The organism is Holdemanella sp. MSK.7.32 (genome assembly GCF_024460475.1).
In the GTDB taxonomy this organism is placed as follows: Bacteria; Bacillota_I; Bacilli_A; order Erysipelotrichales; family Erysipelotrichaceae; genus Holdemanella.
Genome location: NZ_JANFYN010000015.1, coordinates 1 through 24632 on the forward strand (window position 1 = coordinate 1; position 24632 = coordinate 24632).

23 protein-coding genes are annotated in these 24632 nt (G+C 33.6%); 12 read left to right on the plus strand and 11 right to left on the minus strand.

What is annotated here, in order from left to right:
* Positions 1 to 351: 351 nt before the first annotated feature.
* Positions 352 to 1083, minus strand: a complete 732-nt coding sequence (locus tag NE544_RS05025; protein ID WP_256268564.1) for a YwaF family protein — start codon at positions 1081 to 1083, stop codon at positions 352 to 354.
* A gap of 84 nt (positions 1084 to 1167) precedes the next feature.
* Here NE544_RS05025 and NE544_RS05030 point away from each other — a divergent pair, with 84 nt between their 5' ends.
* From NE544_RS05030 to NE544_RS05045, 4 genes are all read left to right on the plus strand, one after another.
* Positions 1168 to 2574: an MATE family efflux transporter gene (locus tag NE544_RS05030; RefSeq protein ID WP_256268565.1), complete on the plus strand. Its 1407-nt coding sequence runs from the start codon at positions 1168 to 1170 to the stop codon at positions 2572 to 2574.
* 99 nt (positions 2575 to 2673) lie between these two features.
* Positions 2674 to 3432, plus strand: a complete 759-nt coding sequence (gene nudC, locus NE544_RS05035) for an NAD(+) diphosphatase (RefSeq protein ID WP_256268566.1) — start codon at positions 2674 to 2676, stop codon at positions 3430 to 3432.
* Between the two features lie 89 nt (positions 3433 to 3521).
* On the plus strand, positions 3522 to 4079 hold the full coding sequence (gene efp, locus NE544_RS05040) for an elongation factor P (protein WP_256268567.1): 558 nt from the start codon (positions 3522 to 3524) through the stop codon (positions 4077 to 4079).
* Between the two features lie 20 nt (positions 4080 to 4099).
* Positions 4100 to 4846, plus strand: coding sequence for an SDR family NAD(P)-dependent oxidoreductase (locus NE544_RS05045; protein WP_118115205.1), 747 nt, complete (start codon positions 4100 to 4102; stop codon positions 4844 to 4846).
* A 138-nt stretch (positions 4847 to 4984) separates the two neighbouring features.
* On the opposite strand, the gene NE544_RS05050 is transcribed toward NE544_RS05045, so the two are convergent.
* A complete protein-coding gene (locus NE544_RS05050) occupies positions 4985 to 6238 on the minus strand; it encodes a methionine gamma-lyase family protein (RefSeq protein WP_256268568.1) in 1254 nt (417 codons plus the stop codon).
* A gap of 88 nt (positions 6239 to 6326) precedes the next feature.
* Between NE544_RS05050 and NE544_RS05055 the strand changes: the two genes are divergently transcribed.
* Complete coding sequence (locus tag NE544_RS05055) at positions 6327 to 7271, plus strand: type I phosphomannose isomerase catalytic subunit (RefSeq protein ID WP_256268569.1); 945 nt, start codon at positions 6327 to 6329, stop codon at positions 7269 to 7271.
* A gap of 19 nt (positions 7272 to 7290) precedes the next feature.
* Here NE544_RS05055 and NE544_RS05060 read toward each other — a convergent pair whose 3' ends face one another.
* The 5 genes from NE544_RS05060 to NE544_RS05080 all read right to left on the minus strand — a co-directional run bounded on the left by NE544_RS05060 (position 7291) and on the right by NE544_RS05080 (position 13764).
* A complete protein-coding gene (locus tag NE544_RS05060) occupies positions 7291 to 8598 on the minus strand; it encodes an ATP-binding protein (protein WP_256268570.1) in 1308 nt (435 codons plus the stop codon).
* 221 nt (positions 8599 to 8819) lie between these two features.
* A complete protein-coding gene (locus NE544_RS05065; RefSeq protein ID WP_256268571.1) occupies positions 8820 to 10859 on the minus strand; it encodes a sensor histidine kinase KdpD in 2040 nt (679 codons plus the stop codon).
* Positions 10856 to 11557 (minus strand): response regulator transcription factor, encoded by a 702-nt coding sequence (locus NE544_RS05070; protein WP_256268572.1) that lies wholly within the window; start codon positions 11555 to 11557, stop codon positions 10856 to 10858. The genes NE544_RS05065 and NE544_RS05070 overlap by 4 nt, the downstream gene beginning before the upstream one ends.
* Before the next feature lie 68 nt (positions 11558 to 11625).
* Complete coding sequence (locus tag NE544_RS05075) at positions 11626 to 12159, minus strand: VTT domain-containing protein (protein ID WP_256268573.1); 534 nt, start codon at positions 12157 to 12159, stop codon at positions 11626 to 11628.
* A gap of 279 nt (positions 12160 to 12438) precedes the next feature.
* Entirely contained in the window at positions 12439 to 13764 is a 1326-nt protein-coding gene (locus NE544_RS05080; RefSeq protein ID WP_256268574.1) for an MATE family efflux transporter, read from the minus strand.
* A gap of 74 nt (positions 13765 to 13838) precedes the next feature.
* Between NE544_RS05080 and NE544_RS05085 the strand changes: the two genes are divergently transcribed.
* Both NE544_RS05085 and NE544_RS05090 read left to right on the plus strand, forming a co-directional pair.
* The gene (locus NE544_RS05085) at positions 13839 to 14975 is read left to right on the plus strand and encodes an ATP-binding protein (RefSeq protein WP_256268575.1); all 1137 of its coding nucleotides are present in this window, start codon (positions 13839 to 13841) and stop codon (positions 14973 to 14975) included.
* A 97-nt stretch (positions 14976 to 15072) separates the two neighbouring features.
* Positions 15073 to 16527, plus strand: coding sequence for a hypothetical protein (locus tag NE544_RS05090; protein ID WP_256268576.1), 1455 nt, complete (start codon positions 15073 to 15075; stop codon positions 16525 to 16527).
* A 254-nt stretch (positions 16528 to 16781) separates the two neighbouring features.
* Here the strand turns inward: NE544_RS05090 and NE544_RS05095 are convergent, their stop codons facing one another.
* Positions 16782 to 17960: a pyridoxal phosphate-dependent aminotransferase gene (locus NE544_RS05095; RefSeq protein ID WP_256268577.1), complete on the minus strand. Its 1179-nt coding sequence runs from the start codon at positions 17958 to 17960 to the stop codon at positions 16782 to 16784.
* A 77-nt stretch (positions 17961 to 18037) separates the two neighbouring features.
* Between NE544_RS05095 and NE544_RS05100 the strand changes: the two genes are divergently transcribed.
* Positions 18038 to 19171, plus strand: coding sequence for a DUF362 domain-containing protein (locus tag NE544_RS05100; protein WP_118115196.1), 1134 nt, complete (start codon positions 18038 to 18040; stop codon positions 19169 to 19171).
* 8 nt (positions 19172 to 19179) lie between these two features.
* On the opposite strand, the gene NE544_RS05105 is transcribed toward NE544_RS05100, so the two are convergent.
* Both NE544_RS05105 and NE544_RS05110 read right to left on the minus strand, forming a co-directional pair.
* Positions 19180 to 19695, minus strand: a complete 516-nt coding sequence (locus NE544_RS05105; protein ID WP_256268578.1) for an ECF transporter S component — start codon at positions 19693 to 19695, stop codon at positions 19180 to 19182.
* A 22-nt stretch (positions 19696 to 19717) separates the two neighbouring features.
* Positions 19718 to 20902, minus strand: a complete 1185-nt coding sequence (locus NE544_RS05110; RefSeq protein WP_118115195.1) for a MalY/PatB family protein — start codon at positions 20900 to 20902, stop codon at positions 19718 to 19720.
* An 81-nt stretch (positions 20903 to 20983) separates the two neighbouring features.
* Here NE544_RS05110 and NE544_RS05115 point away from each other — a divergent pair, with 81 nt between their 5' ends.
* From NE544_RS05115 to NE544_RS05125, 3 genes are all read left to right on the plus strand, one after another.
* Positions 20984 to 21400, plus strand: coding sequence for a hypothetical protein (locus NE544_RS05115; RefSeq protein ID WP_227992738.1), 417 nt, complete (start codon positions 20984 to 20986; stop codon positions 21398 to 21400).
* 66 nt (positions 21401 to 21466) lie between these two features.
* Positions 21467 to 22732: an amidohydrolase gene (locus NE544_RS05120; RefSeq protein ID WP_256268579.1), complete on the plus strand. Its 1266-nt coding sequence runs from the start codon at positions 21467 to 21469 to the stop codon at positions 22730 to 22732.
* Positions 22729 to 23061, plus strand: a complete 333-nt coding sequence (locus NE544_RS05125; protein ID WP_256268580.1) for an arsenate reductase family protein — start codon at positions 22729 to 22731, stop codon at positions 23059 to 23061. The genes NE544_RS05120 and NE544_RS05125 overlap by 4 nt, the downstream gene beginning before the upstream one ends.
* Here NE544_RS05125 and NE544_RS05130 read toward each other — a convergent pair.
* Positions 23058 to 23597, minus strand: coding sequence for a DNA-3-methyladenine glycosylase I (locus NE544_RS05130; protein ID WP_118115192.1), 540 nt, complete (start codon positions 23595 to 23597; stop codon positions 23058 to 23060). The genes NE544_RS05125 and NE544_RS05130 overlap by 4 nt on opposite strands.
* A gap of 89 nt (positions 23598 to 23686) precedes the next feature.
* Here NE544_RS05130 and moaA point away from each other — a divergent pair, with 89 nt between their 5' ends.
* A complete protein-coding gene (gene moaA, locus NE544_RS05135; RefSeq protein ID WP_256268581.1) occupies positions 23687 to 24631 on the plus strand; it encodes a GTP 3',8-cyclase MoaA in 945 nt (314 codons plus the stop codon).
* Position 24632 lies beyond the last annotated feature (1 nt).

Here is a 24632-nt window from a genome sequence, read left to right on the forward strand (position 1 = left end):
GATAAAAGAGGTTAGAAACCTATGGCATCATTCACTACTTCTTACGTTCAAATGGATGAATCGAAGGAGTCAAAGAAGAAGTTTTAAATTGGAAAGGTTCTGCGAGATATGGAATGACCGAATCATTCACCCATATATCCATGTTGATATTTGGAGCGGTGACAAAGTCATCTATAACAAGAATGTTTAAAGTAACAGTGGGGAGCCGTATGCGGGAAAACTGCACGTACGGTTCTTAGAGGAGTTTATCTCCTACTGTTTATTTAGTGAAGGAGATAAATTTACTTATGTACTTTGGGAGAAGACTCATAATATGAATTCAGTCATTGATTCATAATAAAAAGCTGTGGACTAAGCGATGTTAAAATCACTATCTGTCTCACAGCTTTTTCTTTCTTTTACTATGAATGGTAAATGGAACAAACTTAGTCCAATCACTCCAAGCATGATGACTCTAAATAAATAGATATAGTATCCATGACTTAGGTTAAGGAATGGAAGTCCTTCTAATGGTGGTCTTACAATAAACATAAAGTTTGTATCATAGACTGCCAAAATAGAATTCATATATAGGTTAAAAATCAATAACGCAAATAATACGACTAAATTGTCTTTAAATGCCTGCATACCTAGGTTTGCATGTTTGAAACGAATCAAATATAAAGAAAACCATGTTAATGCTGCATGATACATGAAGCATTGATATACATTGGCTACATTAAATTCAACGCCATACGTTGGAATCAAGATTGCCGCGATTCCTCCGCAAGTACCGACAACCGCAAAGAAGTTGATCATTTTTTGTTTTAGTGGACCATCCTTTCCAAAAGTAATGTAGGCCGCAATAAACAATAAGATACTGCAGATATGGAATGGAAGGGATTGCGGATTTAAGTGCATTCCTCCATGTACGCTAGGGATCATATCTGACATCATTTTTGTGGTTTCGCTAAGTAAACATATAAACATGAAGAAGTAACAAGCATTTTGTAGCGTGAAATCTTCTTTTTTCGCATAGTGATTCATAATTAGAATGAATAGAATACAAATTCCTATCCATATAAAGTGTTTTGTAGTAAACATATGCCCTCTCCTTGTAGTCCACAGATTATACCATTCAAAACATAAGTAAACAATGACAAAATTCTTAACCTTATCTTAAATTAAGTGGTATACTATGTCGTTAGTGAGGCTTTTATGAAGAGAATTGATTTTGAGAATGATACAGTGACAAAAAATATTATAAATGCTGCTTTCCCTTTATTGGTAGCACAAATAATGAGTTTGTTATATAACGTTGTGGACCGTATCTATATTGCTCGAATTCCTAGTATTGGAACATACGCATTGGGTGCAATTGGCTTATGTTTTCCTTTAATTGTGATAATAAATGCATTCGCAAATCTATTTGGCAGTGGAGGAGCTCCACTATTCTCCATTAGTCGTGGAGAAAAGAATAGTACAAAGGCAAACTTAGTCATGAATACATCCTTCACAATGTTAGTATTGTGCTCGATTGTTTTAATGATTGTTCTTTATCCTTTGTTGAAGCCAATATTAACCTTATTTGGAACATCTACATCTGCCATGAAATATGCCTATCCATATATGATGATTTATCTAATAGGAACACTACCTTCCATGCTTACTTTGGGTATGAATCCATTTATCAATGCACAAGGCTATTCAACAGCAGGTATGTGTTCGGTTTTGATTGGTGCCATTATGAATTTAGTGCTAGACCCAATATTTATTTTCCTGTTTGGACTTGGCATTCAAGGCGCTGCCATCGCAACTGTTATTTCTCAATGTGTTTCAGCTATATTTGTGTATTGGTTTTTAAAGAATCGTTCGGAATTAAAAGTAAGATTACTTAAAAAAGAGGAATGGATTGTTTGTAAAAGGTATGCACAAAATATTATTAGTTTAGGAAGCAGTAGTTTTATCATGCAGCTCACAAACAGTTTGGTTTCGATTTGTTGCAACAACGTTCTATCCATAACGGGTGGAGACATATACATTTCAGTTATGACTATCATTTCAAGTGTGAGACAATTAGTTGAAACACCGATTCACGCAATCAATGATGGTTCTAGCCCAGTTTTAAGCTACAACTATGGAGCTAGAAGAGCAGAACGTATTCGAAAGGCCATTAAGGTAATTTCTATACTTGTCTTTGGCTATACTGCCATAGTTTGGAGTTTTATTATTTTGATTCCACATATATTGATTCAAGTCTTTAGTTCAGATCCTGTATTAATAAGGAATACCGTACCAGCTTTGAACCAATATTTTGCGGCCTTCATATTCATGGATTTGCAGTATATTGGTCAAAATGTATTTAAGTCATTAAATAAAAAGAAACAAGCCATCTTCTTCTCTATACTAAGAAAAGTCATTATTGTCGTGCCACTTACATATATTATGCCACTCTACCTTCATATGGGTACAGATGGTGTATTCTTGGCAGAACCTGTATCGAATGTGATTGGTGGAACTCTTTGTTTCGTAACAATGTTAGTAACAATCATGCCAGAATTAAAGAGAATGGAAAATAAAAATGTGATAGAATGATATCCGCGAGGTAGAAAAAATGGTACAAGACCACACAAGTTACATAATGAATTTGATCCAGAAGTAAAGGCAACAGAAAACGACATCTTGTTGTGTATTGTGAATGGAAGGATCTTAATTCATTTAAACTGCTTTGAAAATAAGGAAGTTGTTTTTCCTAAAGTAAAAGAAATACAAATACATTCAGAATATCGTTATTTATTTTCAATTGATAATACGAAATATTTCTTATGTGATATGCGATTAGAAGACAATCAGATTCCATCAGAATATGGTTATGTTGAAGAGAGAAGTTTGCGTATTGAAGGGATTGGCCCAAAAGACAATTTATTTGCGGCAATCACTGGAAAACATTTGGCGGATTGGTATCGAGATACTAAATTCTGCGGAAGATGTGGACATAAGATGGTACATTCAACAAAGGAAAGAGCTATGGTTTGTCCAGAATGTCATAACACAGTGTATCCAAGAATTATGCCAGCTGTCATTGTGGGTGTAATCAATGGGGATAAGTTATTGTTGACAAAATATCGTACAGGATTTAAGTATAATGCGTTGATTGCTGGGTTTACTGAAATTGGAGAAACGGTTGAAGAAACGGTAAAACGTGAAGTTATGGAAGAGGCTGGAATCAAAGTCAATAATATTCGTTACTATAAGTCACAGCCTTGGGGAAGTGCCAATGATATTTTGTTAGGGTTCTTTTGTGATGTAAAGGGCAATGATGAAATATCTATGGATACCAATGAATTGAAATATGCAGATTGGGTTCAAAGAGATGAAATCATTCTTCAACCGGGAGAATTTAGTTTAACGAATGAAATGATGAAATTATTTAAGGAAAATAAAGTAGAGTGAAAGTATCATACTCATTCTTCTAAAAATGATGAGGATATGGTACAATAAAGCGTGTAAAAAATATTTATAGAAAATAGGAGTGAAAAATTATGGCAATTTCTGCAGGTGATTTTAAAACAGGATTAACTTTAATCGTTGATGGTGATCCTTGGGTAGTATTAGATTTCCAACATGTTAAACCTGGTAAAGGTGCAGCTATCTTAAAAACTAAGATGAAAAACTTAAAAACAGGTAATACACAAGAAAGAAACTTCAATGCTTCAACTAAATTTGAACAAGCTAACATTTCTAAAAAAGCAGCTCAATTCTCATATGAAGCAGATTCTACATATTACTTTATGGATTTAGAAACATACGATACTTATGAATTAACAGCTGAACAAGTTGATTTCAACAAATACTTTATTGTTGAAGGTGCTGAAGTATCTTTGATGTTCTTCGAAGGAGAATTATTATCTGTTTCTGTTCCAGAAAAAGTTGAATTAACAGTAGCTGAAACAGATCCAGCCATCAAAGGTGCACCATCTAACCAAACTAAAGATGCAACTACAGATACTGGATTAACATTAAGAGTTCCACAGTTCATCGGACCAGGTGAAAAAATCGTTGTATTCTCAACAGATGGAAAATATGCAGGAAGAGCTTAATCGCTCTTCTTTTTTTAACTATGAATAAAGTTGTCTTAATTACAGGTGGTGCTCGTGGTATTGGAAGTGCAATCGCATTGGAACTCGCAAAACATGGTTATGATATTGTCATTAACTATTTAACTTCTAAACAGCCTGCCAAAGAATTAAAAGAAAAAATTGAATCTCAATATCATGTTCGTTGTCTTACCATTTGTGCAGATGTATCCGATGTAGATCAAGTCAATATCATGGTTAGTGAAATTGAAGAGAAGATGGGTGGCGTAGATGTATTAATTAATAATGCGGCTGTAGATCTTTCCAATTTGTTTCATTTAAAAAATGCTGAAGAATTTAAAAGAACATTAGATGTCAATGTTGTAGGTGCTTTTAACTGTAGTAAAAGAGTGTATAAACACATGTTGGATCAAGAATATGGAAGAATTATCAATATATCAAGTACCAACGGAATTAACACATATTATCCAATGTGTATCGATTATGATGCTTCAAAAGCAGCCTTGATTTCAATGACACACAATCTTGCGGCTGAATTTGGACCATATATCAATGTGAATTGTGTTGCGCCCGGATTTATTGGAACCGATAATGAACTAGATGGCTATGACGAAGAGTTCTTAAAGGAAGAAACAGAAAAAATCATGGTGAAACGTTATGGAAAGCCAGAAGAAGTGGCATACCTTGTTCGTTTTCTAATTAGTGATGAAGCTAACTTCATCAACAATTCCATTATTCGTATCGATGGTGGACAGATGGGCAGTTGTTAAAAAAGTGGTTAAATCCCTATATTTAAAGGGTATTAACCACTTTTATTCTTTATTGATTGAAGTATCGGTTGAATCGATTTGCAACGATTCCATTATCGTTGCATATTGTTTGAAACGAAAAAAGATGCACTTGGCATCTTAGTTGTTTTTCATGTTTGTTAGGGCAAGAAGAATAGAAAGTTTTCCATATTCTAATGTTAATCCACCCTGCATATATAAAGTATATGGCTCGATGACTGGAGCATCTGCACTTAGTTCGATTGTACTTCCTTGTGTAAAGCTTCCAGCAGCCATAACTTCATCAAATGGATAGCCAGGCATTGGAGCAGCCATAACACTAACAAATGAATCAATTGGACTTGTGGATTGAATACCTTGTGTAAAGCTAACAAGATTTTCTTTCGAGCCCAGTTCTAAAGTTTGAATGATATCCGTTCTTTCATCATTATAAGCAGGAGATACATTCTTGTATCCTAATTTTTCTAGCATATAGGCTGTAAAAACTGCGGTTTTTAAAGCACTCTTAACGGCATTTGGTGCCATGAAGATACCTTTAAAGAAAGAGTTATTTAAGTTAAAGTTTGCACCCAAATCCTTACCGATTCCAGGAGCTGTTAAGCGTTCAGCTACCATGTTGATCAATTCTTTATTACCAGCTACATATCCTCCAGTAGAGGCAATTCCTCCACCTAAATTTTTCATTAAGGATCCAACCACAACATCGGCACCAATGTGTCCTGGTTCTAATTTTTCAACAAGTTCACCATAACAATTATCGACCATGATAATAACGTCTGAGTTTACTTCACGAATCTTTTTGATGATACGCTCAAGCTTTGAAATAGTTAATGATAAACGGTGGGCATATCCTCTAGATCTTTGGATTTCCACTAATTTTACATTGTTTTCTTTTAAACGAGCAACAATCTTATCATCATCAAAATCATCATTTACTAAATCAATCTGTTCATACTTTACACCATTGGCTTTTAGTGATTGTGTAGAATCACCACATAAACCAATCATTTCCTGCAATGAATCATATGGAGCACCAGAAATGGAAATCATTGTATCTCCATGTTTTAATAGAGCAGATAAAGTTAAATATAAAGCGTTTGTACCACTCATAATCTGAGGACGTACTAGAGCATCTTCACATCCGAGTACTGTCGCAAAAATACGTTCGATTTTATCACGACCTTCATCATAGTTACCATATCCGTTGATATCCGCAAAGTCAGAATAAGAAACGTGGTTCTCAATAAATGCAGCTAAGATACGATCTGAATTGTATAAACATACATCATCAATTTTTTTATAAATATCTTTTAAAACGACATCCGATTCTTCTGCCATTTTCAATAAGTCTTTATCAATTTGTTCTAAAATCATAAATAACCTCCAAAAGTCCACTTCTTCTATTATACACGATTTAAATATTTGTGGTATGCTCAAGTCAAGATATGAAGGGAGGTAAAAAATGGAAAAAGTATTATTTTTAGATTCGCCCATGAAAGAAAAGCTGTATGGTTCAAGGCGCATCCAAGAAAAGTTTGGCTTAGGTCCTATGGACAAAAAGATTGGAGAATACTGGGCTATTAGTGCACATGATAATGGCTTAAGTAAGATCAAAAATGGAAAATATAAAGGGGAAACATTAAAAGATGTATATTTAAACCACAGAGAATTATTTGCGAATGATCCTCATGCTAAGTTTCCACTATTAGTTAAAATTAATGAGATTCAAGAACCATGTTCTGTGCAGGTACATCCAGATGATGCATATGCTAGAAAATATGAAAGTGATTATGGTAAGGCTGAATTTTGTCTGTGGCTAGATGTGGAAGAAGGTACCAAAATCATTCGTGGACATAGTGCCAAGACAAAGGAAGAGTTTAGAAAGGCTATTGAAGAAAAAGCTTGGGATACTTTATTTGTTCGAAAATCGGTACACACAAATGAATTTGTCTATACGCCTGCAGGAACCATTCATGGTATTGAAGGAAAGTTAATGATGGCTGAAGTGCAACAATCCAGTGATGTCACATATCGTATTTATGATTATGACAGAAAAGATGCGAATGGGAATATGCGAGAACTACATATTGATAAGGCTATTGAAGTCACAAATATACCGCATATTGAATCAGATGTGCATCCAACAGTTACGATGTTAGAAGGAAATGAAGTCATTGAATATGTGAATGAAAAGTATTTTAGTGTGACTCGATACAAGATTCAAAATGAAATTCAGATCAAAAATCCTTCTTATTCCTTATGCTTACCATTAAGTGGAAATGGAATCTTACATATTGATGGAAAAGATTATGATATTCAAGCAGGCATTGGCTTTATCGTTACTAGTCATATAAAAAGATATTCAGTCAAAGGAAATATTGATTTGCTGGTAAGTGTGCCAAAATAAAAGATCCGATTGGATCTTATTATTTGATGAAATTCAATAAAAATTCACTGGCACCAATAGTTATAAAACCTTCTTCATCCATCATGGCTTTATAAGGTCGATTTACTACCAATATTTTTTGAATTTGATCATTTAATTTAATGAAAGGACGAATTTCTCGGTTTCGAGTTTCAGAATTTGAGATATCTGTTGAAATTTGAATGTAATATTTACGTTCATTTTTTTGTGCAAAAAAATCAATTTCATTTGTTTTTCGAACGGATTTACCTTCTTTATTTTTTTCAACTGTATCGAAAGTTCCAACATTAATGGTATATCCATTATATATGAGTTCATTGTACACAATATTTTCTAACAATTGTCCCTCATCGGGATACGCAAAATTTAATCGTGCATTTCTTAAACCTGTATCCACAAAATAGTATTTTCTTAAAGCACCAATTTCTTTCTTTCCACGAATGTCATAGCGATTCGCTTCTTGGAGAATGAAGGCATCCTTAAAATATTGAATATATTTTCCAATTGTTTGTGCATCAATGTTTTCATGTTTAACACTTTTAAATGTATTTGATAATTTCTTAGAATTCAACAATTCGCCTGTCAAATCACTAAGAATGGTACAGAGTTCATCTAAGTTTTCTGTTTTCTTTAGCTTATTATGTTCAATAATATCTTTGAAATAGGTTGTTTCAAATAATCCTTTTAAATATTGTTTCTTTGAATTTTCATCTGATAATACTGCAAGTGGCATGCCACCATACTGCATATATTCATATAAGGCATCTGTTTTAGAACCTTGTCTATAACTGTAAAACTCTTCAAAAGATAATGGATGCATATGGATTTGGCTAGCCTTGTCTCTAAATTCTGTCACAATGTCGGTTGACAACATTTTTGAATTGGATCCAGTAATATAAAGGTCTATGTTTTTTTCATGAGAAAGTCCTAATACAACATCAACAAAAGAGATGGTTTCTGTATCTTTCGCTTTGGCTAATTTGATTTTTCCACCTGTTAATGCAGGATTAACAATTGTAAAAACACGTTGAATCTCATCTAAAATGACGTAACAGTCACTCTTATCTTTAGTGATAGAACGTACATACTTTCCTAGCTCAATGGGATTTCTTAAATGGGCATTCTTATCATCATCAAGTTCAATAAGAATTATATTTTCTTCAGGTACATTATTTTCTATAAGATAATCGGTGAATATTTCATGCAACAAATAGGATTTACCAGTTCTTCTTGGTCCAGTTATGACTTTTGGAAACCCGTTGTTCTTTAATGCGATAAGTTGATTTAAGTATTTAGTTCTTTTTATCATTTTGATCACCTTTTTTGTAGAATTCTACACTTTTTCTGATTACATTTTAAAATGATTTAAAGAATAATTCAATTTATAATCATTTTTTTTGTAGAATTCTACATTTTTTCTGACTATAAATTAATGATACACAGATAAAAAGTGGCCTGTATCCTTTACTTTAGGATTTTTGACCACTTTATTTTATCTACAATCATTTTTTCTGTAGAATTCTACATATTTTAGGATTTATGAAAACTTAGAATGGATTTGAAAAGATCACCATCTGTTTCAATCATAAATGTGCCATTTTGTACTTCGGTAAAACTCTTAACAATCGCAAGACCTAGACCGCTGCCAGCTTCATGCCTTGATTTATCGCCACGCACAAAACGTTCGGTAATATCACTATCAAAATCAAGCGGTTCTTTCGAAGTGTTTTTCATTATGATCATAACCGAATTACCAATGTCTTTTACATCCAAGAATACACGTGTGTTTTCAAGTGCATACTTAGAAATATTGGTAAATAAGTTTTCAAAAATACGATACGTCTTATTTCCATCCAAACATACATGAATTTCTTTTTCTGGAAGATTTGTCACAAGCTGAAGATTTTTAGCTTGTAGAAGCTCTTCATTTTCTGCACATACTTGCTCCATGAATTCAATGATGTTGATATCTGAATATTCTAAATCAATATTACCACTATTGGCTTTGGATACTTCAAATAAGTCTGTGATTAGAATGCTTAGACGATCGGTGTATTGATTCAATCGTTCTAAATAACTCTTTTTATCTTGCTCGCTAATACTAGGATCATTTAATAACTCTACATAATTTTTAATACCTGTTAATGGTGTTTTTAAATCATGTGATACATTTGAAATTAATTCTGTCTTGAGATTCTGTGATTGTACTTGTTCTTTTACAGCTTGTTCAAAACCATCCTTAATTTGATAGATATTATTGTTTAAAGATTGGAATAAACCAGAATCTGCAGGCTTAATATTCTCAAAATTACCACTCGATAGATCTTCAGTCATATGTAATATGTCTTGGTATTGACTTTGCACATTTTTGATTTTCTTATAGCCCACAACACTAATGCCAATTAATGCTGTAACGACGATAAAGAAAGAGAAGAATGGAATGTTAAGCAATGATATAAACGCAAGAATCAAAACCAGACATATTGAGAAAATAATATACTTTTTAAGGATTTCATCCGATAAATCGGTTGAAATAATTCCTTCCACTTTATTTGAGAAATAAAGAATGAATTTCCCAATCCATGTTTTATGAAAGAACCAGTCTTTAACCGATGTTGTAAATTGACATTTTAACCAATATACGGATAAACCAATAAAGAATAAGGTGATAGACCACGCAAGAATGTTCACTCCATATACGATAGGCTGACTCAATTCAATGTGATAACGATTTAGAATGTGTAAGAATGTACCTTCAATCGAATAAGTAGTTAATATGTATGTACCACTAGCTAGTAGGGCATCAATTGTTAGAAACAAGATGAATGCAGGTTCAAATAACCAGTGATTCACATTTCTAAAGATATAGGCTTCCTTTTCATACGCATATTTATTAAGAAAGACATATAGGGCGATAATGGCACTACAAATCAAGAAGGCTGTCATAAAGAAATAGGCGTATTGATCGGCATCTAAATCTAGGAAGTCAATTAGACTTGTATTATCATAATTTAAAACAGCTGGAATATAGAATGTTAATACGACATCACTTGGCATATGAAGTGTATAGCTTGGAAATGGCTTTCCATCACAATAATATGTGCCACCATAGTATTCATAATACTTTTCACTGTTATAGTTAATAAGATTCACAATATCATCCGTCGCATTTAGAGTATCAGAATCTAATGTCTCATAATATCGAGTATCTTTTTTCTTGATATTCACATCAAATTGTTTTGAAGTGATTTTATTGTTTACATCACACGTATAAAAGAAGTTTGGATCATTCTCAAAAATGTTTTTTGCGCTAGATAAAGATGAGTCTAACCCTTTTTTTATATCCTTTTGAATATCTTCCGGTGTATCTTTTTCAAAAGTAATATATTCATACTTTGGATCTTGTTCCAATTTTTTAGCAAGAATAAAAGCTGTAAGATTCTGCTCTAAAGTTTCAGGAAGCTTTGTTGGAGTAGCGGTAGAAACATTTGGATAAAAACTTGTCACTATACAAGAACTAATGATGCATAAAGCACATAGTATTGTTAAAAATATATTCTTCTTTTTCATTGTATATTCTCCATTTTATAGCCCTGCCCCCATACAACCTTGATGTAGATTGGCTTTTTAGGGTTGGCCTCGATTTTTTCACGTAATTTACGAATATGAACCATGATCGTTTCCGTGTTGATAGCTTCTTCTTTCCATACCAATTCATAGATTTGTTGGCTAGAAAAGACTTGTCCAGGGTGCGAAATCAATAGTTTTAAAATATCAAACTCTTTTGGCGTTAATTTAATATCCTTTGAATTTAACGTCACTCTTTTTGTCGTATTATTTAAAACAAGATCACCAATCATATACTCATCTTCGTTCTTTGTCTCATTTTTTAGATTTAAGATTTGTTCATATCTTCTTAAATGCGAACGCACTCTTGCGACTAGCTCCATACTTTGAAATGGCTTGGTGATATAGTCATCGGCACCAATATTTAAACCTGTGATTTTATCGATATCTTCACTTTTTGCACTTAAAAATAGAATCGGAAAGTCATGATGTTTTCTTGCTTCCATGACCATAGAAATGCCATCCATAACAGGCATCATAATATCTACGATGGCTAAATGAATATCGTTTGTTTCAATCTTCTCTAAGCCTTCTTTTCCATTTGCGGCAAGAATCACATTGTATCCTTGATTCTTCATATAAATTCCGATGGCTTCACGAATCCCTTGTTCGTCTTCTACCACTAATATTGTATGTTCCATAAAGTTCTCCTTTTAATAATGTAAATAAAATCCAATGCATGCACATAATATTCCAATGTATAACATAATTATAACCACCTTTCGATAATTTGAAACAATTGCGTAAGACCATAAGAATAGGCAATCAAAGATAAGGGTTTACCCAAAAGAATGATCCAGACAAATTTTTTGAGTGACATATGTGTCAGTCCTGCAAGCATACACAAGAGATCATCGGGTGCACAAGGTAAGAAGATAGCTAACATAAAGAAGGTATCAAATTTTTTTTGATCATATGTATACTTCATATATTTGTCGTAATCTTTCTTTTTACATAATTTTAGAATGATTCTTTGACCATATTTACGAACAAGTAAAAAGATACATATGGATCCGATACAAATACCTATATAGTTATATATAAATCCATTGACTGCTCCAAAGGCTGTAATACCCAAGGCACTTGATGCACCGCCTGGAATAATAGGAATGATTACTTGAATGATTTGTAGAAGAATAAAAAGTAGGGGTGCCAAAATTCCTGCCTTAGATAGTGTAGCTTGTAGAAGCTGTGGATTTGTGAAGTATCCTTGTGAAAAGAAATAAACGCAAATAAGAATCATAAGGATCAGTCCAAAGTGTGTTATGTTTTGTATGTTTTTATTTGTCATAAAGTATCACCATGATTAATATAACGAATAAATATTAATTAACTTTGGTGATAAATCTTAAAGTTTTCTAAATAATTGAATCAAAAAGTTGGAAAAGTTGTTAAAAATGGCATAAAAAAGGTTTGAAAAGTGTATAAAATACAAAAATATGGGTTGGAAAAATAGTGCGAATTGTAATAAATGCTTTATATAAAAGGAAAACAAAAAACTTGTGTCAATTATACACAAGTCTTATTCATAAGCTTTGTATGTACGAATAAGCAATGGAAGTTCAGCCATCAACATACCAATCCATCCAGCTAGATAGGAGTATGGTAAAGCTTCGATGCCTAGATGTAAGCTAAATACAAGTGGCGCAGCTACAATAACTCGAACTGTCATATTCACTAGACTTGAAATGAGCGTAATTTTTAAATCGCCAATCCCTCTAAAAAAGCCTTGGATTCCATTGGTGAAGGCAGGAAGAATATACATGATGGAAATTAAATGTAGATAAGTCACTCCATGCATAATAACTTCTTCATCTTGTACAAATAGACACATCAATGGTTTTGCGAAGATAAAACATACTAGAAAGATAAATATACCGTAGATGAATTCTAAAACCATTCCGCAACAAAATCCTTCCTGCATACGATTTTTCTTTCCGGCACCCTTATTTTGTGCCATTAAAGCTGTCATAGAGTGAGCAATGTTTTGTTCCGGGGTATACGCAAAGTCATCAATTCGATTGACGGCCGTAAAGGCAGCTACAACCGATACACCCATCGTATTGACAATCATTTGAATACCAAGCTTTCCTAGTTGCACAGTCGCCTGCTGCATAGCACTTGCCCAGCCATACGCAATGGTGCGTTTTAATAATGAAATATCAAATACCAGCCACTTTTTACCCAGTTGTAGAAGTGGCACTTTCTTTTGTATATATAGAATACAGAATAGGCAACATAAAGCTTCGCTAATCACGGTAGAAATGGCACATCCTTTACTTCCTGCATGTAAAACAACCACAAAGAATAAGTCTCCAAAGATATTTAAAATGGAACTGATAATTAAGAAATATAGGGGTGATTTACTGTCGCCTAAAGCGCGTAGTGTACTCGCAAAAAAGTTGTATAAAAAAGTAAAGACTAAACCGGCAAAGATGATTTGGAGATAGGTAGTAGTCATGTTGAAAATGGATGAATCTACCTGCATAAATTTAAGAATTTGTGGTGAAAAAAATATGCAGATCAGTGTTAATACAAGTGAAAATACAAGTCCTGCAAGCATGGTTGTGCTCATTTGACGAGCAAGTTTTTTTTCATCTTTAGCCCCATAATACATGCCAATCAATATGCTTGCGCCCATACAAAGTCCATTTAGAAATAGGATGAATAATGTCGTGATCGGATTACAAATTCCGACTGCGGCCAAAGCTTCTTTTCCAACAAAGTGCCCTACAATAATACTGTCAACGGCATTATATGTTAATTGGAATAGATTGCCCAATACTAAGGGAATGGTAAAGTGAACTAACATAGGCATGATTTTACCTTGTGTCATATCTTGTGTCATAATCAAACTTCCTTTTTTTTTCCATATTTTGCGCTTTTTCATCCAAAAATTCAATATTATGTTAGAATAGTCTCATGAAAATTTCAGTAGAACAATTAAAACAATTAAATAAAGAAGAATATATCTTAATTGATATTCGTGATGCCGAAGAAGCCTTTAAAAATCCAATCGAGAACAGTATTGTATTAAGTGGAGAAAGTGTTTTATCCAAAGAATTTGATTCAACTAAGAAGATTATTGTCGCTTGCGCGCAAGGCTATGTCAGTGATATTGTTGCACAAAAATTGCAGGAAAAATATGAAGCGTATAGTGTAGATGGTGGGTATGTTTCAATCGTTATGGATAAGATGAACACAAATGTGTCGGATGATTTTTGTGCACAAGTCGAAAGAAGTATTATTAAAACGTATCGAAGAAAGATTTGGTCAAAATTTACGAAGGCTATCCGTGATTATGAGCTTGTCAAAGAAGGCGATTGCATTGCGGTATGTATTTCGGGTGGAAAAGATTCGATGTTGATGGCAAAATGTTTTCAAGAACTGCATAAACATTCACCGGTTCATTTTGATGTGAAATATATCGTGATGGATCCAGGCTATTCAAAAGAAAATCGCGAGGTTATTGAAAAGAATGCCAAAAAACTAAATATTCCAATTGAAATCTTTGAGAGTGATATTTTTGACAATGTTTTTAGTATTGAAAAGAATCCATGTTATATATGTGCAAGAATGCGAAGAGGTCATTTATATAACTATGCTAAGAATTTAGGGTGTAATAAAATAGCGTTGGGACACCATTATGATGATGTGATTGAAACCATTTTAATGTCGATGCTTTATGGGGGACAAATTCAAACGATGATGCCAAAGTTACATTCAAATAACTTTAAGGGTATGGAAGTCATTCGACCACTATACTTGATTCATGAAGATGATATTAAGGCTTGGGCTAAACACAACAATCTGTATTTCATTCAGTGTGCGTGCAAATTCACTCAGGCTTGTGCCAATGAAACATGTTTAACACAATCTAAGTCAAAGCGTTTAGAAATGAAAAACTTAATCAAGGAATTGAAGAAAGTCAATCCGTTTGTAGAACAAAATATTTTTAAGAGTGTAGAAAATGTAAGTCTTAAAACCGTGATTGCCTATAAGGATGATTATGCAAGACATCACTTTTTAGATACATATGATGAAGAGGGAAATGAATAGTTTCTCTCTTTTCATTTTTATTTACAAAAATGTAATAATTTACATTGACTATTTTTCACTACGTTCTATAATGGAATTATTGTGGAGGAAACGAATTATGTATAAAACTGAAAGCTTTAAACCAGATACTTTTAAACCCGCTCGTTTTGAGTCGGATGGAAAAATTACATTGTCAGGAAAAGAAATTCCATATCATACAATTTGCGAAGACAATGTCATCTATGGACCAGATGGAAATCCAGTCGCATCGATTTTTACGTATGCCTATTTTAGAAGCGATGTAGAAGATACAGCTAATCGTCCTGTTGTCTTTGCGTATAATGGAGGTCCTGGATCAAGTTGTATGTATGTTCATGCAGGTTTTCTAGGAACGCGTCGTATGCAGTATGATGAGGTGGATCGTGAAAGTGCTTTTGGACCTTATAAAGTCATTGATAATCCAGACTGTTTGATTGATATTGCGGATATCGTATTGATTGATCCTGTTGGAACCGGATATGGTGTATTGATTGATGAAAGTAAGAAGAAAGATTTCTTTGGCATTGAACAAGATGCAGAAGCTCTATTGACAGTTCTTGAAGCTTGGGTTCGCCGCTATAATCGTGGCTTGTCACCAAAATATTTATGTGGTGAAAGTTATGGATGTACTCGTAGTGCGGTGGCTGCTGGAATTGCTGCCACAATGGGAAGAGAAAGAGGCTATGGTATTGCCTTTGATGGTATTGTGTTCATTGGAAATACGGTTACTGTAGGTAAATACTTTGGTGAAGGCTTACCTGTTGAAACAAGTGTATTGGGTTTCCCAACATATGCAGGGGTAAACTGGTATCACAATCATCCAACCGATCAAAGCGTAGAAGACTTTGTGAAAGAAGCAAAGGCTTTCGCAGACCATGATTATGTACTTGCACTTTATAAAGGAGAAGCCATTTCGGAAGAAGAAAAAGAACATATCTTAGAAAAAGTAAGTTATTATACAGGTGTTTCTAGAGAATACTTGATTCGTCATGGCTTAAAAATTGATGATGATGACTATCGTCAAGAAGTATTAAAGACAAAAGGAAATGCTGTATCTCGTTATGATGGTCGTGTGACTCGTCCATTATTAGAGCCTGAACAAGATGAAATCAAAAAGGCATTGTGGGATGATGCGACAGCCGATCGTTACGATACATTCTTCTATGCTGCATTTACAGGAGATCTACTTCCAAAATTAAATGTAAAATTAGACCGTAACTTTATCCCAGGAACTGATTATTATATGCATTGGGATAAAGAAGAAAAGAAAGGTACAACCGCAGAAGAACTGCGTTATGCAATGACGCGAAGACCAGGAATGCGAGCATTCTTTGCGAATGGATGGTTTGATTTATGTACTGAATTTGGATATGCATGGCACACAATGGATCATGCTGGACTACCAAAAGATCGTGTATTCTGGAAAGGATACCAAAGTGGACATATGATTTATCTTGGTGAAGATAATGTTCATGAATTATGTTCAGATATTCGTGATTTTATTCTTGGTAAGAATCCTAAATCTCAATTTTAATAAATGGCTCACTTCGGTGAGTCTTTTTTTCATGTGATGATAAATAAAGGAAATATAGTGGAAAAATAGTGAACTTTTAATGGAAGAAATTGGCTTTTTGAAAGTCACAACGGAATCACCGAAATGTTTTAATGAAACATTTCTCATTTTCGTTAAAATATACAGATAAACATTTGTGAATTTCGTTAAATATGTGTATTGAACATTTTTAAAATTCGTGAGTAATTGTGATAAAAGATAAAACCGTCGGATTACTACCCAACGGTTTTCTTATAAGGCAATTTTGCACGCATATCTTTTAATCGATTTAATGCGGCAAGTAAAGTTTCATCTTTTTTCGCAAAGTGGAAACGAATATAGCGATTTTCCTCTTCTTTAAAGAAACTAGATCCAGGAACTGCCGCCACACCTACGTTTTTAATCAGGTCTACACAGAAGTCTAAATCAGAATCATATCCAAACTCACTGATATCGACCATGACATAGTAAGCTCCTTGAGGTTCTGTATGCGGAATGTTCAATTCTTTTAAGCCATTGAGGAATAGATCTTTCTTATGTGTATATAGCTTTTGTAGTTCATCATAATAAGCATCACTAAATTCAAGTCCTACTACAGCTGCTTCTTGAAGTGGAGCTGCCGCACCAACGGTTAAAAAGTCATGTACTTTCTTGATTTGTTCGATGATATTTTCTGGGGCAATACAATAGCCTAAACGCCATCCTGTAATGGAATACGTTTTAGATAGGGAGCTACAAGAAATGGTTCTTTCAAACATACCAGGTAAAGAGGCAAAATATGTATGTTTGTATGGTGCATATACAATGTGTTCATAAACTTCATCCGTAATCACATACGTATCATATTTTACGGCAAGACATGCGATATATTCCAATTCTTCTTTTGAGAACACTTTTCCGCAAGGATTACTTGGATTGCATAAAATCAATGCTTTCGGATTTTGTTTAAACGCATTTTCTAATTCTTCTTTATCAAAGTTGAATACAGGTGGATGTAAAGGAACATAGATTGGATTGGCACCACAGAGGATGGAATCCGCCCCATAGTTTTCATAGAATGGAGAGAAAACAATCACTTTATCGTTTGGATCACAAACACTCATCATGGCTGCCATCATAGCTTCGGTACTTCCACAAGTGACAACGATGTTCTTGTTTGAATCTAAATCTAGATTCATATATTTTGATTGTTTCTTAGCTAAGGCGTCTCTAAAGTTCTGGGCACCCCAAGTAATCGCATATTGGTTATAATCTTCATGAGCAACTTGTTCTAGTCGATTCAATATTTCTTTTGGTGGATCAAAATCAGGGAATCCCTGCGATAGATTGATCGCATCATATTCATTTGCGATTCGAGTCATTCTTCGAATTACAGAATCCGTAAATGTCTTGGTTCTTTTTGATAATTCTTTCATAATCACACTTCCTTTTTTCATTTTTTGCATTGTATCATTTTTTGAGGAAATGTAAAATAAAATTGAGGTGATATTCGATGGAAAAATCTAAAGTATACTATACAGATTTTCATACCCGTAAATTAGGTGAGGGCCTACCTACAAAACTGCAATTGTTGGCTAAGAAAGCAGGAATTGCCAATTTGGATTTAGATGGAAAGTTTGTCGCAATCAAAATGCATTTTGGAGAATTAGGAAACATTGCATATTTACGCCCAAATTATGCACGTGCCATTGTGGATGTGGTAAAAGAATTAGGGGGAAAACCATTTTTAACCGATTGTAATACAATGTATCCAGGATCAAGAAAAAATGCTTTGGAACATTTGGAGTGTGCCTGGCAAAATGGCTTTACACCATTAACTGTGGGATGTCCAATTTTGATAGGAGATGGACTAAAAGGAACGGATGATATTGAAGTGCCAGTCGCTGGTGGAGAATATTGTCAAACAGCTAAAATAGGTCGTGCAATTATGGATGCCGATGTCTTTATTTCTTTGACACACTTTAAAGGACATGAATCAACAGGCTTTGGTGGAACCATTAAAAATATTGGTATGGGATGTGGTTCGCGTGCAGGTAAAAAAGAACAACATTGTTCAGGTACTCCACATGTTGATGAAAAGCTATGTCGTGGTTGTAAACAATGCTTTAAAGAATGTGCGAATAATGGATTGGAATATGATGAAACAACACATAAGATGCATATTAATGAAACAAACTGTGTTGGATGTGGACGTTGTTTAGGGGCATGTAACTTTGATGCGATCTCCTTCAATAACTATAATGCGAATGAATTGTTGAATAAGCGTATGGCTGAATACACAAAAGCCGTTGTGGATGGACGTCCTAACTTCCATATTTCTTTAATTGTGGATGTTTCACCAAACTGTGATTGTCATGCCGAAAATGATTTACCAATTTTACCAAATATTGGAATGCTAGCATCTTTTGATCCACTTGCCTTAGATCAAGCCTGTGTAGATTTATGTATGAAGGCAAAACCAATGCCAGGATCCCAATTAGATAGACATCTACATGATCCAAATTTCTGTGATCATCATGACCACTTCACAAATTCTACGCCTGAATCGGAATGGAAATCTTGTTTAGAACATGCTCAAAAGATTGGTTTGGGAAATCGAGAATACGAGTTGATTGAAATGAAATAAACAGTAGCCTAGGCTACTGTTTTATTTAGGATACGAACTAAAATTGGAACGATGATCAATTGAATGATGATTCCAGGAAGGCAAGTGATAAAGCTTGCCGTCATAAATACAGATAGTGTATAGCCTTGTGTACTTAGTACAAATGTGTTGATTAAGCCATTCACAATTCTTCCTGCAAGCATCGCAATAATTAAACTTATGTATAATTTGGACATTTCGTTTTTTAAATTAATGTGTTTTTCACACAAACCAGTAACTAAACCATATACAGCTAGTTCAATCATCATTTGAGGCAAAATCATAGCTGGAGGCATTCCTGTTGTCATACTTGAAAGAAATGGTGTAATAATTCCGCATGTCAAACCATAGAAAGCTCCACAAAATAATCCACAAATCAATACAGGAATGTGCATTGGTAAAAATACACTACCTCCATTTGGAATCACGTGAAAGGCCATTGGAAGTAATACGCCTATCGCAATGCATAGAGCACCTGATACTAATTTTTTTGTCGTACTTTTCATAATCAGATTCCTCTTTCTTTCATTAAAAAACAAATTTCTTTAAGCGAGAAAATGCTTCTTCCACTAAAATTGTTGGTAAAGCTAAATTCATTCGAATCGTATTTGGATTCATAAATGGACGGCCATCTTGCCAACATACACCATAGTGAACCCCTTTCTTTAAAAGTTCATCCATCGTGATATCATGTGTATCTAAATACTTTGTGCAATCTAGATACAACATATACGTTCCTTCTGGCTTAATGACTTCAATACCTTTGAAATTGTTGTGGATAAAATCAAGTGCATAATCTATATTATTCGAAATGACTTCATTTAATTCATTGACCCAATCCAATCCCTCTTTACAATAAGCACCCATAAGAGCATGAACACTTAATATGTTAGGTGAATTGTAGTGAGATAAAGAGGCTTGTTTATTTAATCGATCACGAAGATATTTATCATATACAATATGATAAGAGCCAACTAAACCAGCAAGATTGAAAGTTTTACTTGGTGCATAAGCCGCAATCGTCCTTTTCTTGGCATCTTCACTTACAGATTGTGTAGGAATATGTGTGTTTTCTTTACGTACTAGATCGGACCAGATTTCATCGCTAAAGACTAAAACATCATGTTTTTTACAGATATCCATAAATTTCTGGATTTCTTCTTTTTTCCATACTCTTCCCGTTGGATTGTGTGGGGAACAGAAAATCGCAAAATGGATATTATGTTTGATAATCTTCTTTTCAATATCTTCATAATCCATAGCCCAGTTATCTTCTTTCTTTAACGGACTATCAATAATTTTTCTTCCTAAATTATTCAATGTGTGAATAAACCCAATATAACATGGTGACTGCACTAAAATGGGTTCGCCACTAGCACTAAAAGCCTCAAGTGCACTGGATAAAATACCAAGAACACCATTTTCATATCCGATAGCCTCTTTTTCCACATCTATGCCATGTGTTTCTTTTTGCCAGAATTGAATGGCTTTATAGTAATCTTCTGGCATTTCAAAATATCCAAAGTGAGGCTCGTTGATTCTTTCAATCATTTGTTTTTGAATATTTTCAAAAACAGGATAGTTCATATCTGCAACCCACATAGGGATTGTAGAAAAGTTTGGATCTACCTCTACATCTTTAATAGGTAGAACATCAAGGGCAAGGGCATCGTGTCCTTTTCGATTTAAAAGAGTTGTAAAATCGTATTTCATAATAAAAAATTCTCCTTAACACAATAATAGTATAATTTTTCGGAATTTGAAATATCGAACGATATCATGTATAATGCTCGCATGACAGATAGTACTTCAACTTTAAAAAAGATTGTCGACTTATTGATTGACATCATCTATAAGACACATACCTATTTCTTGAGTATGAATGACTCATTTGAAGCACAATTATCTGATAAGCAACTTCACTTCTTGATTATTGGCTTGTTGGGTATCGGAATGCTTCTTGTGATTTATCCACTATTTAAGTGGATGGCTAAAAAGAATTTAACTGTTTTAATTAGTTGGTTCTATGTATTTACTGTACTTGTAGTCATCACATTTGCGATTGAAATAGGCCAATGGTATTCGCATACAGGCGAAATGGACTTCAATGATATTTTGGCAGGCTTGGTCGGCTATTTTGCGATGTCCTTTATATTCCTGCTTGTGGTTGCGATTATCGAATTAATAAAATCGATTTTTAAGAAGAAATAATCAAAAGTTATTTCTTTTTTTTTGATTCCATTTGTGGGATGATTAAATCAGAAAGAAGGAATGCCTATGCGTACTCGTTTTTATAATGCACGTATACTGACAATGAAGGATTTTGATGTTTTTTCAGGGGAAGTCTGGATAGAAGATAATAAGATTATATATGTAGGAAAAGTGAAAACTTCTACTTTTTGTTTTGACCGAGAAATAGATGTACACCAGAATCTAATTATGCCAGGATTTATTAATGCGCATACTCATTCTGGAATGACTTTTTTAAGATCAATGGCCGATGATATGCCTTTGCAGCAATGGCTAAATGAAAAGGTATTTCCGATTGAGGAAAAACTAACACAAGAAGATATTTATTTCTTTTCAAAACTTGCGATATTAGAATATCTAACGAGTGGAATCACTACAAATTTTGACATGTATTTAAATCCTGAAGCAATTGTACATGCAAGTCTTGATATGAATTATCGAACGGTATTATGTGGTGCGGTTAATGATTTTTGTCTATCTGTAGAAGATGTAGAACGTTGCTTCAATGCATACAATCAAAAAAATAGTTTGATTTCTTATATACTAGGTTTTAGTCATGAATATACCAATTCAAAAGAAAAAATTCAACAAGTTGCAGCATTATCTCATAAATATAAAGCGCCAGTTTATACACATTTAAGTGAAACAGAATATGAAGTTAATACATGCAAAGAAAAGACGGGACGCAGTCCTGTTGAATACTTATGTGATCTAGGTGTATATGACTATGGTGGTGGAGCCTTTCATTGCGTACATATGAGCGCGCATGATTTAGATTTATTCGCCGAAAAACATTTGAATGTCATCACAAATCCAGCATCCAATCTAAAACTAGCTAGTGGTATAGCTCCAATCCAATCGATGCTTCAACGAAATATCAATGTATGTTTAGGAACGGATGGGCCAGCCAGTAATAATTGTCTGGATATGTTTAGAGAGATGTTTTTAGTGACAGGACTAGCTAAATATAAAGAGAAGGATGCTTCTGCAGTTGATGCTTATGAAGTGTTGAAAATGGCAACGGTGAATGCGGCGAAAGCTTTACATTTAAATTGTGGTGTCTTAGAAGTTGGAAAGTTGGCAGATTTAATTATTTTAGATCTACATCAACCGAATATGCAGCCAATTAACAATGTCGCAAAAAATATTGTATACAGTGGATCTAAATCCAATGTAAAATGTACTATGGTCAATGGTAAAATTCTATATGAAGATGGACACTTTCATGTGGGATTTGAGATTGAGGCACTATATGATGAAGTACAAAAAAGGGTAGAGAGGTTAATGCGATGAATATACAGATTTTTGGGAAAAACAAATGCTTTGATACAAAGAAAGCACAACGCTATTTTAAAGAAAGAAATATTAAGTTTCAGTTTATTAATTTAGACGAAAAAGAAATGAGTAAGAAAGAATTTGAGAGTGTGCTTAGACAAGTTGGCATTGATTCCATGATCGATCCAAAGGCTAAGGATAAAGAATTATTGACAATGTTGAATTACTTGGCGAATAAAGAAGATAAAGTGTATCTCAATCAGCACATATTAAAAACGCCAATCGTGCGTAACGGCAAATTGGCGACAGTAGGCTACGAACCAAATGTTTGGAAAACATGGGATTAGTCTTTGTATAAGAAACAATCTTTTTCGTGAGAATAAATCACACCGATGGCTTGAAGATAGGAGTATATAATGGTACTTCCTACAAACTTCATGCCTCTTTTTTTTAAATCATTTGATATGGAATCTGAAAGAGTCGATGTAGTTTTTCCTGTTTCATAAATAATCTTTCCATGTGTAAAAGTACATAAATAATTATAAAAAGTTTGATACTCTTCTTGAATGGATTTAAAAATCTTCGCATTTGAAATACTCGCTTTGATCTTTAATTTGTTACGAATGATATTAGGATTGTTTCTTAATTGTTCTACTTTTTCTTCATCAAATTCAATCACTTTATCAATGTCAAAGTCTTCATAAGCCTCTTTAAAAGCTTCTCTTTTATTTAGAACACACTGCCAACTAAGACCTGCCTGAAAAGATTCAAGTATCAACATTTCAAATAGATATTTTTCATCTGTATTCAGTTTTCCCCATTCATAATCATGATATTCAATATATTTTGGATTGTTTAGATTACACCACGTACATCGTTTCATAATTTCATTTTAAAGTAGATAAAATGTGAATTCAATGATAAACTTGAATCAGTTGGTTATTCTCACTCGAGAATAACGGAAAGGATTTTATGCAAGATTCATTTGGTCGAAATATAAATTATATGCGAATCTCATTAACTGACAGATGTAACTATGCTTGTTACTACTGCAAGCCAGACATTTCAAAACATCTTTGTCATTCAGATATATTGACGTATGAACAACTTTTAGATATTTGTAGATGTGCCATTACTTTAGGAATCACTCGATTTAAAATCACGGGTGGAGAACCCACACTTCGTAAAGGCTATATTGACTTCATTCGTAGGTTAAAAGAATTGGATGGAGTTGAACAAGTAACTCTCACAACCAATGGAAGTTTATTTTCTTTTACAGATTTAGATGAACTAAAAAAAATAGGGCTTGATTGTATTAACTTTTCAATTGATACACTCGATGAATCTGAATATTTAAAGATATGTAAAAAGAACAATTTGAAGAAGGTTCTTTCAAATCTAGAATATGCCTATCAGATTGGAATCTTTGTGAAAGTGAATTGTGTTGTGGACAATCTATTTTCGCTTTCTCGGTTTGAATCTATGTTAGAACTCATCAAAGATAAAAAGATTGCGTTGCGATACATTGAATTGATGCCACTAAAATATAGTGATCGAAACACTAAAATGAATGAGCTGATTGAATATGTGCAAAAGAATTACATATTAAATGTATATGATCATAAGCTTGGTAATGGACCAGCCCATTATTATACAATACCAGAGTTTCAGGGATATATTGGTTTTATTGAAGCGTTGCATAATAAGTTTTGTAGTGAATGCAATCGTGTACGCTTAAGTAGTGTAGGACGATTGAAATTATGTTTATTCCATAGTGATGGAGTGGATTTAAAACCTTATCTAAATGATTTGGAAGAACTAGAAAAAGTGATGAAAGAGTGGATATTCAAGAAGCCTAAGGAACATCATTTTGAAGAAGAACATTCGTCGACGGTGATGAATGAAATTGGAGGTTAAA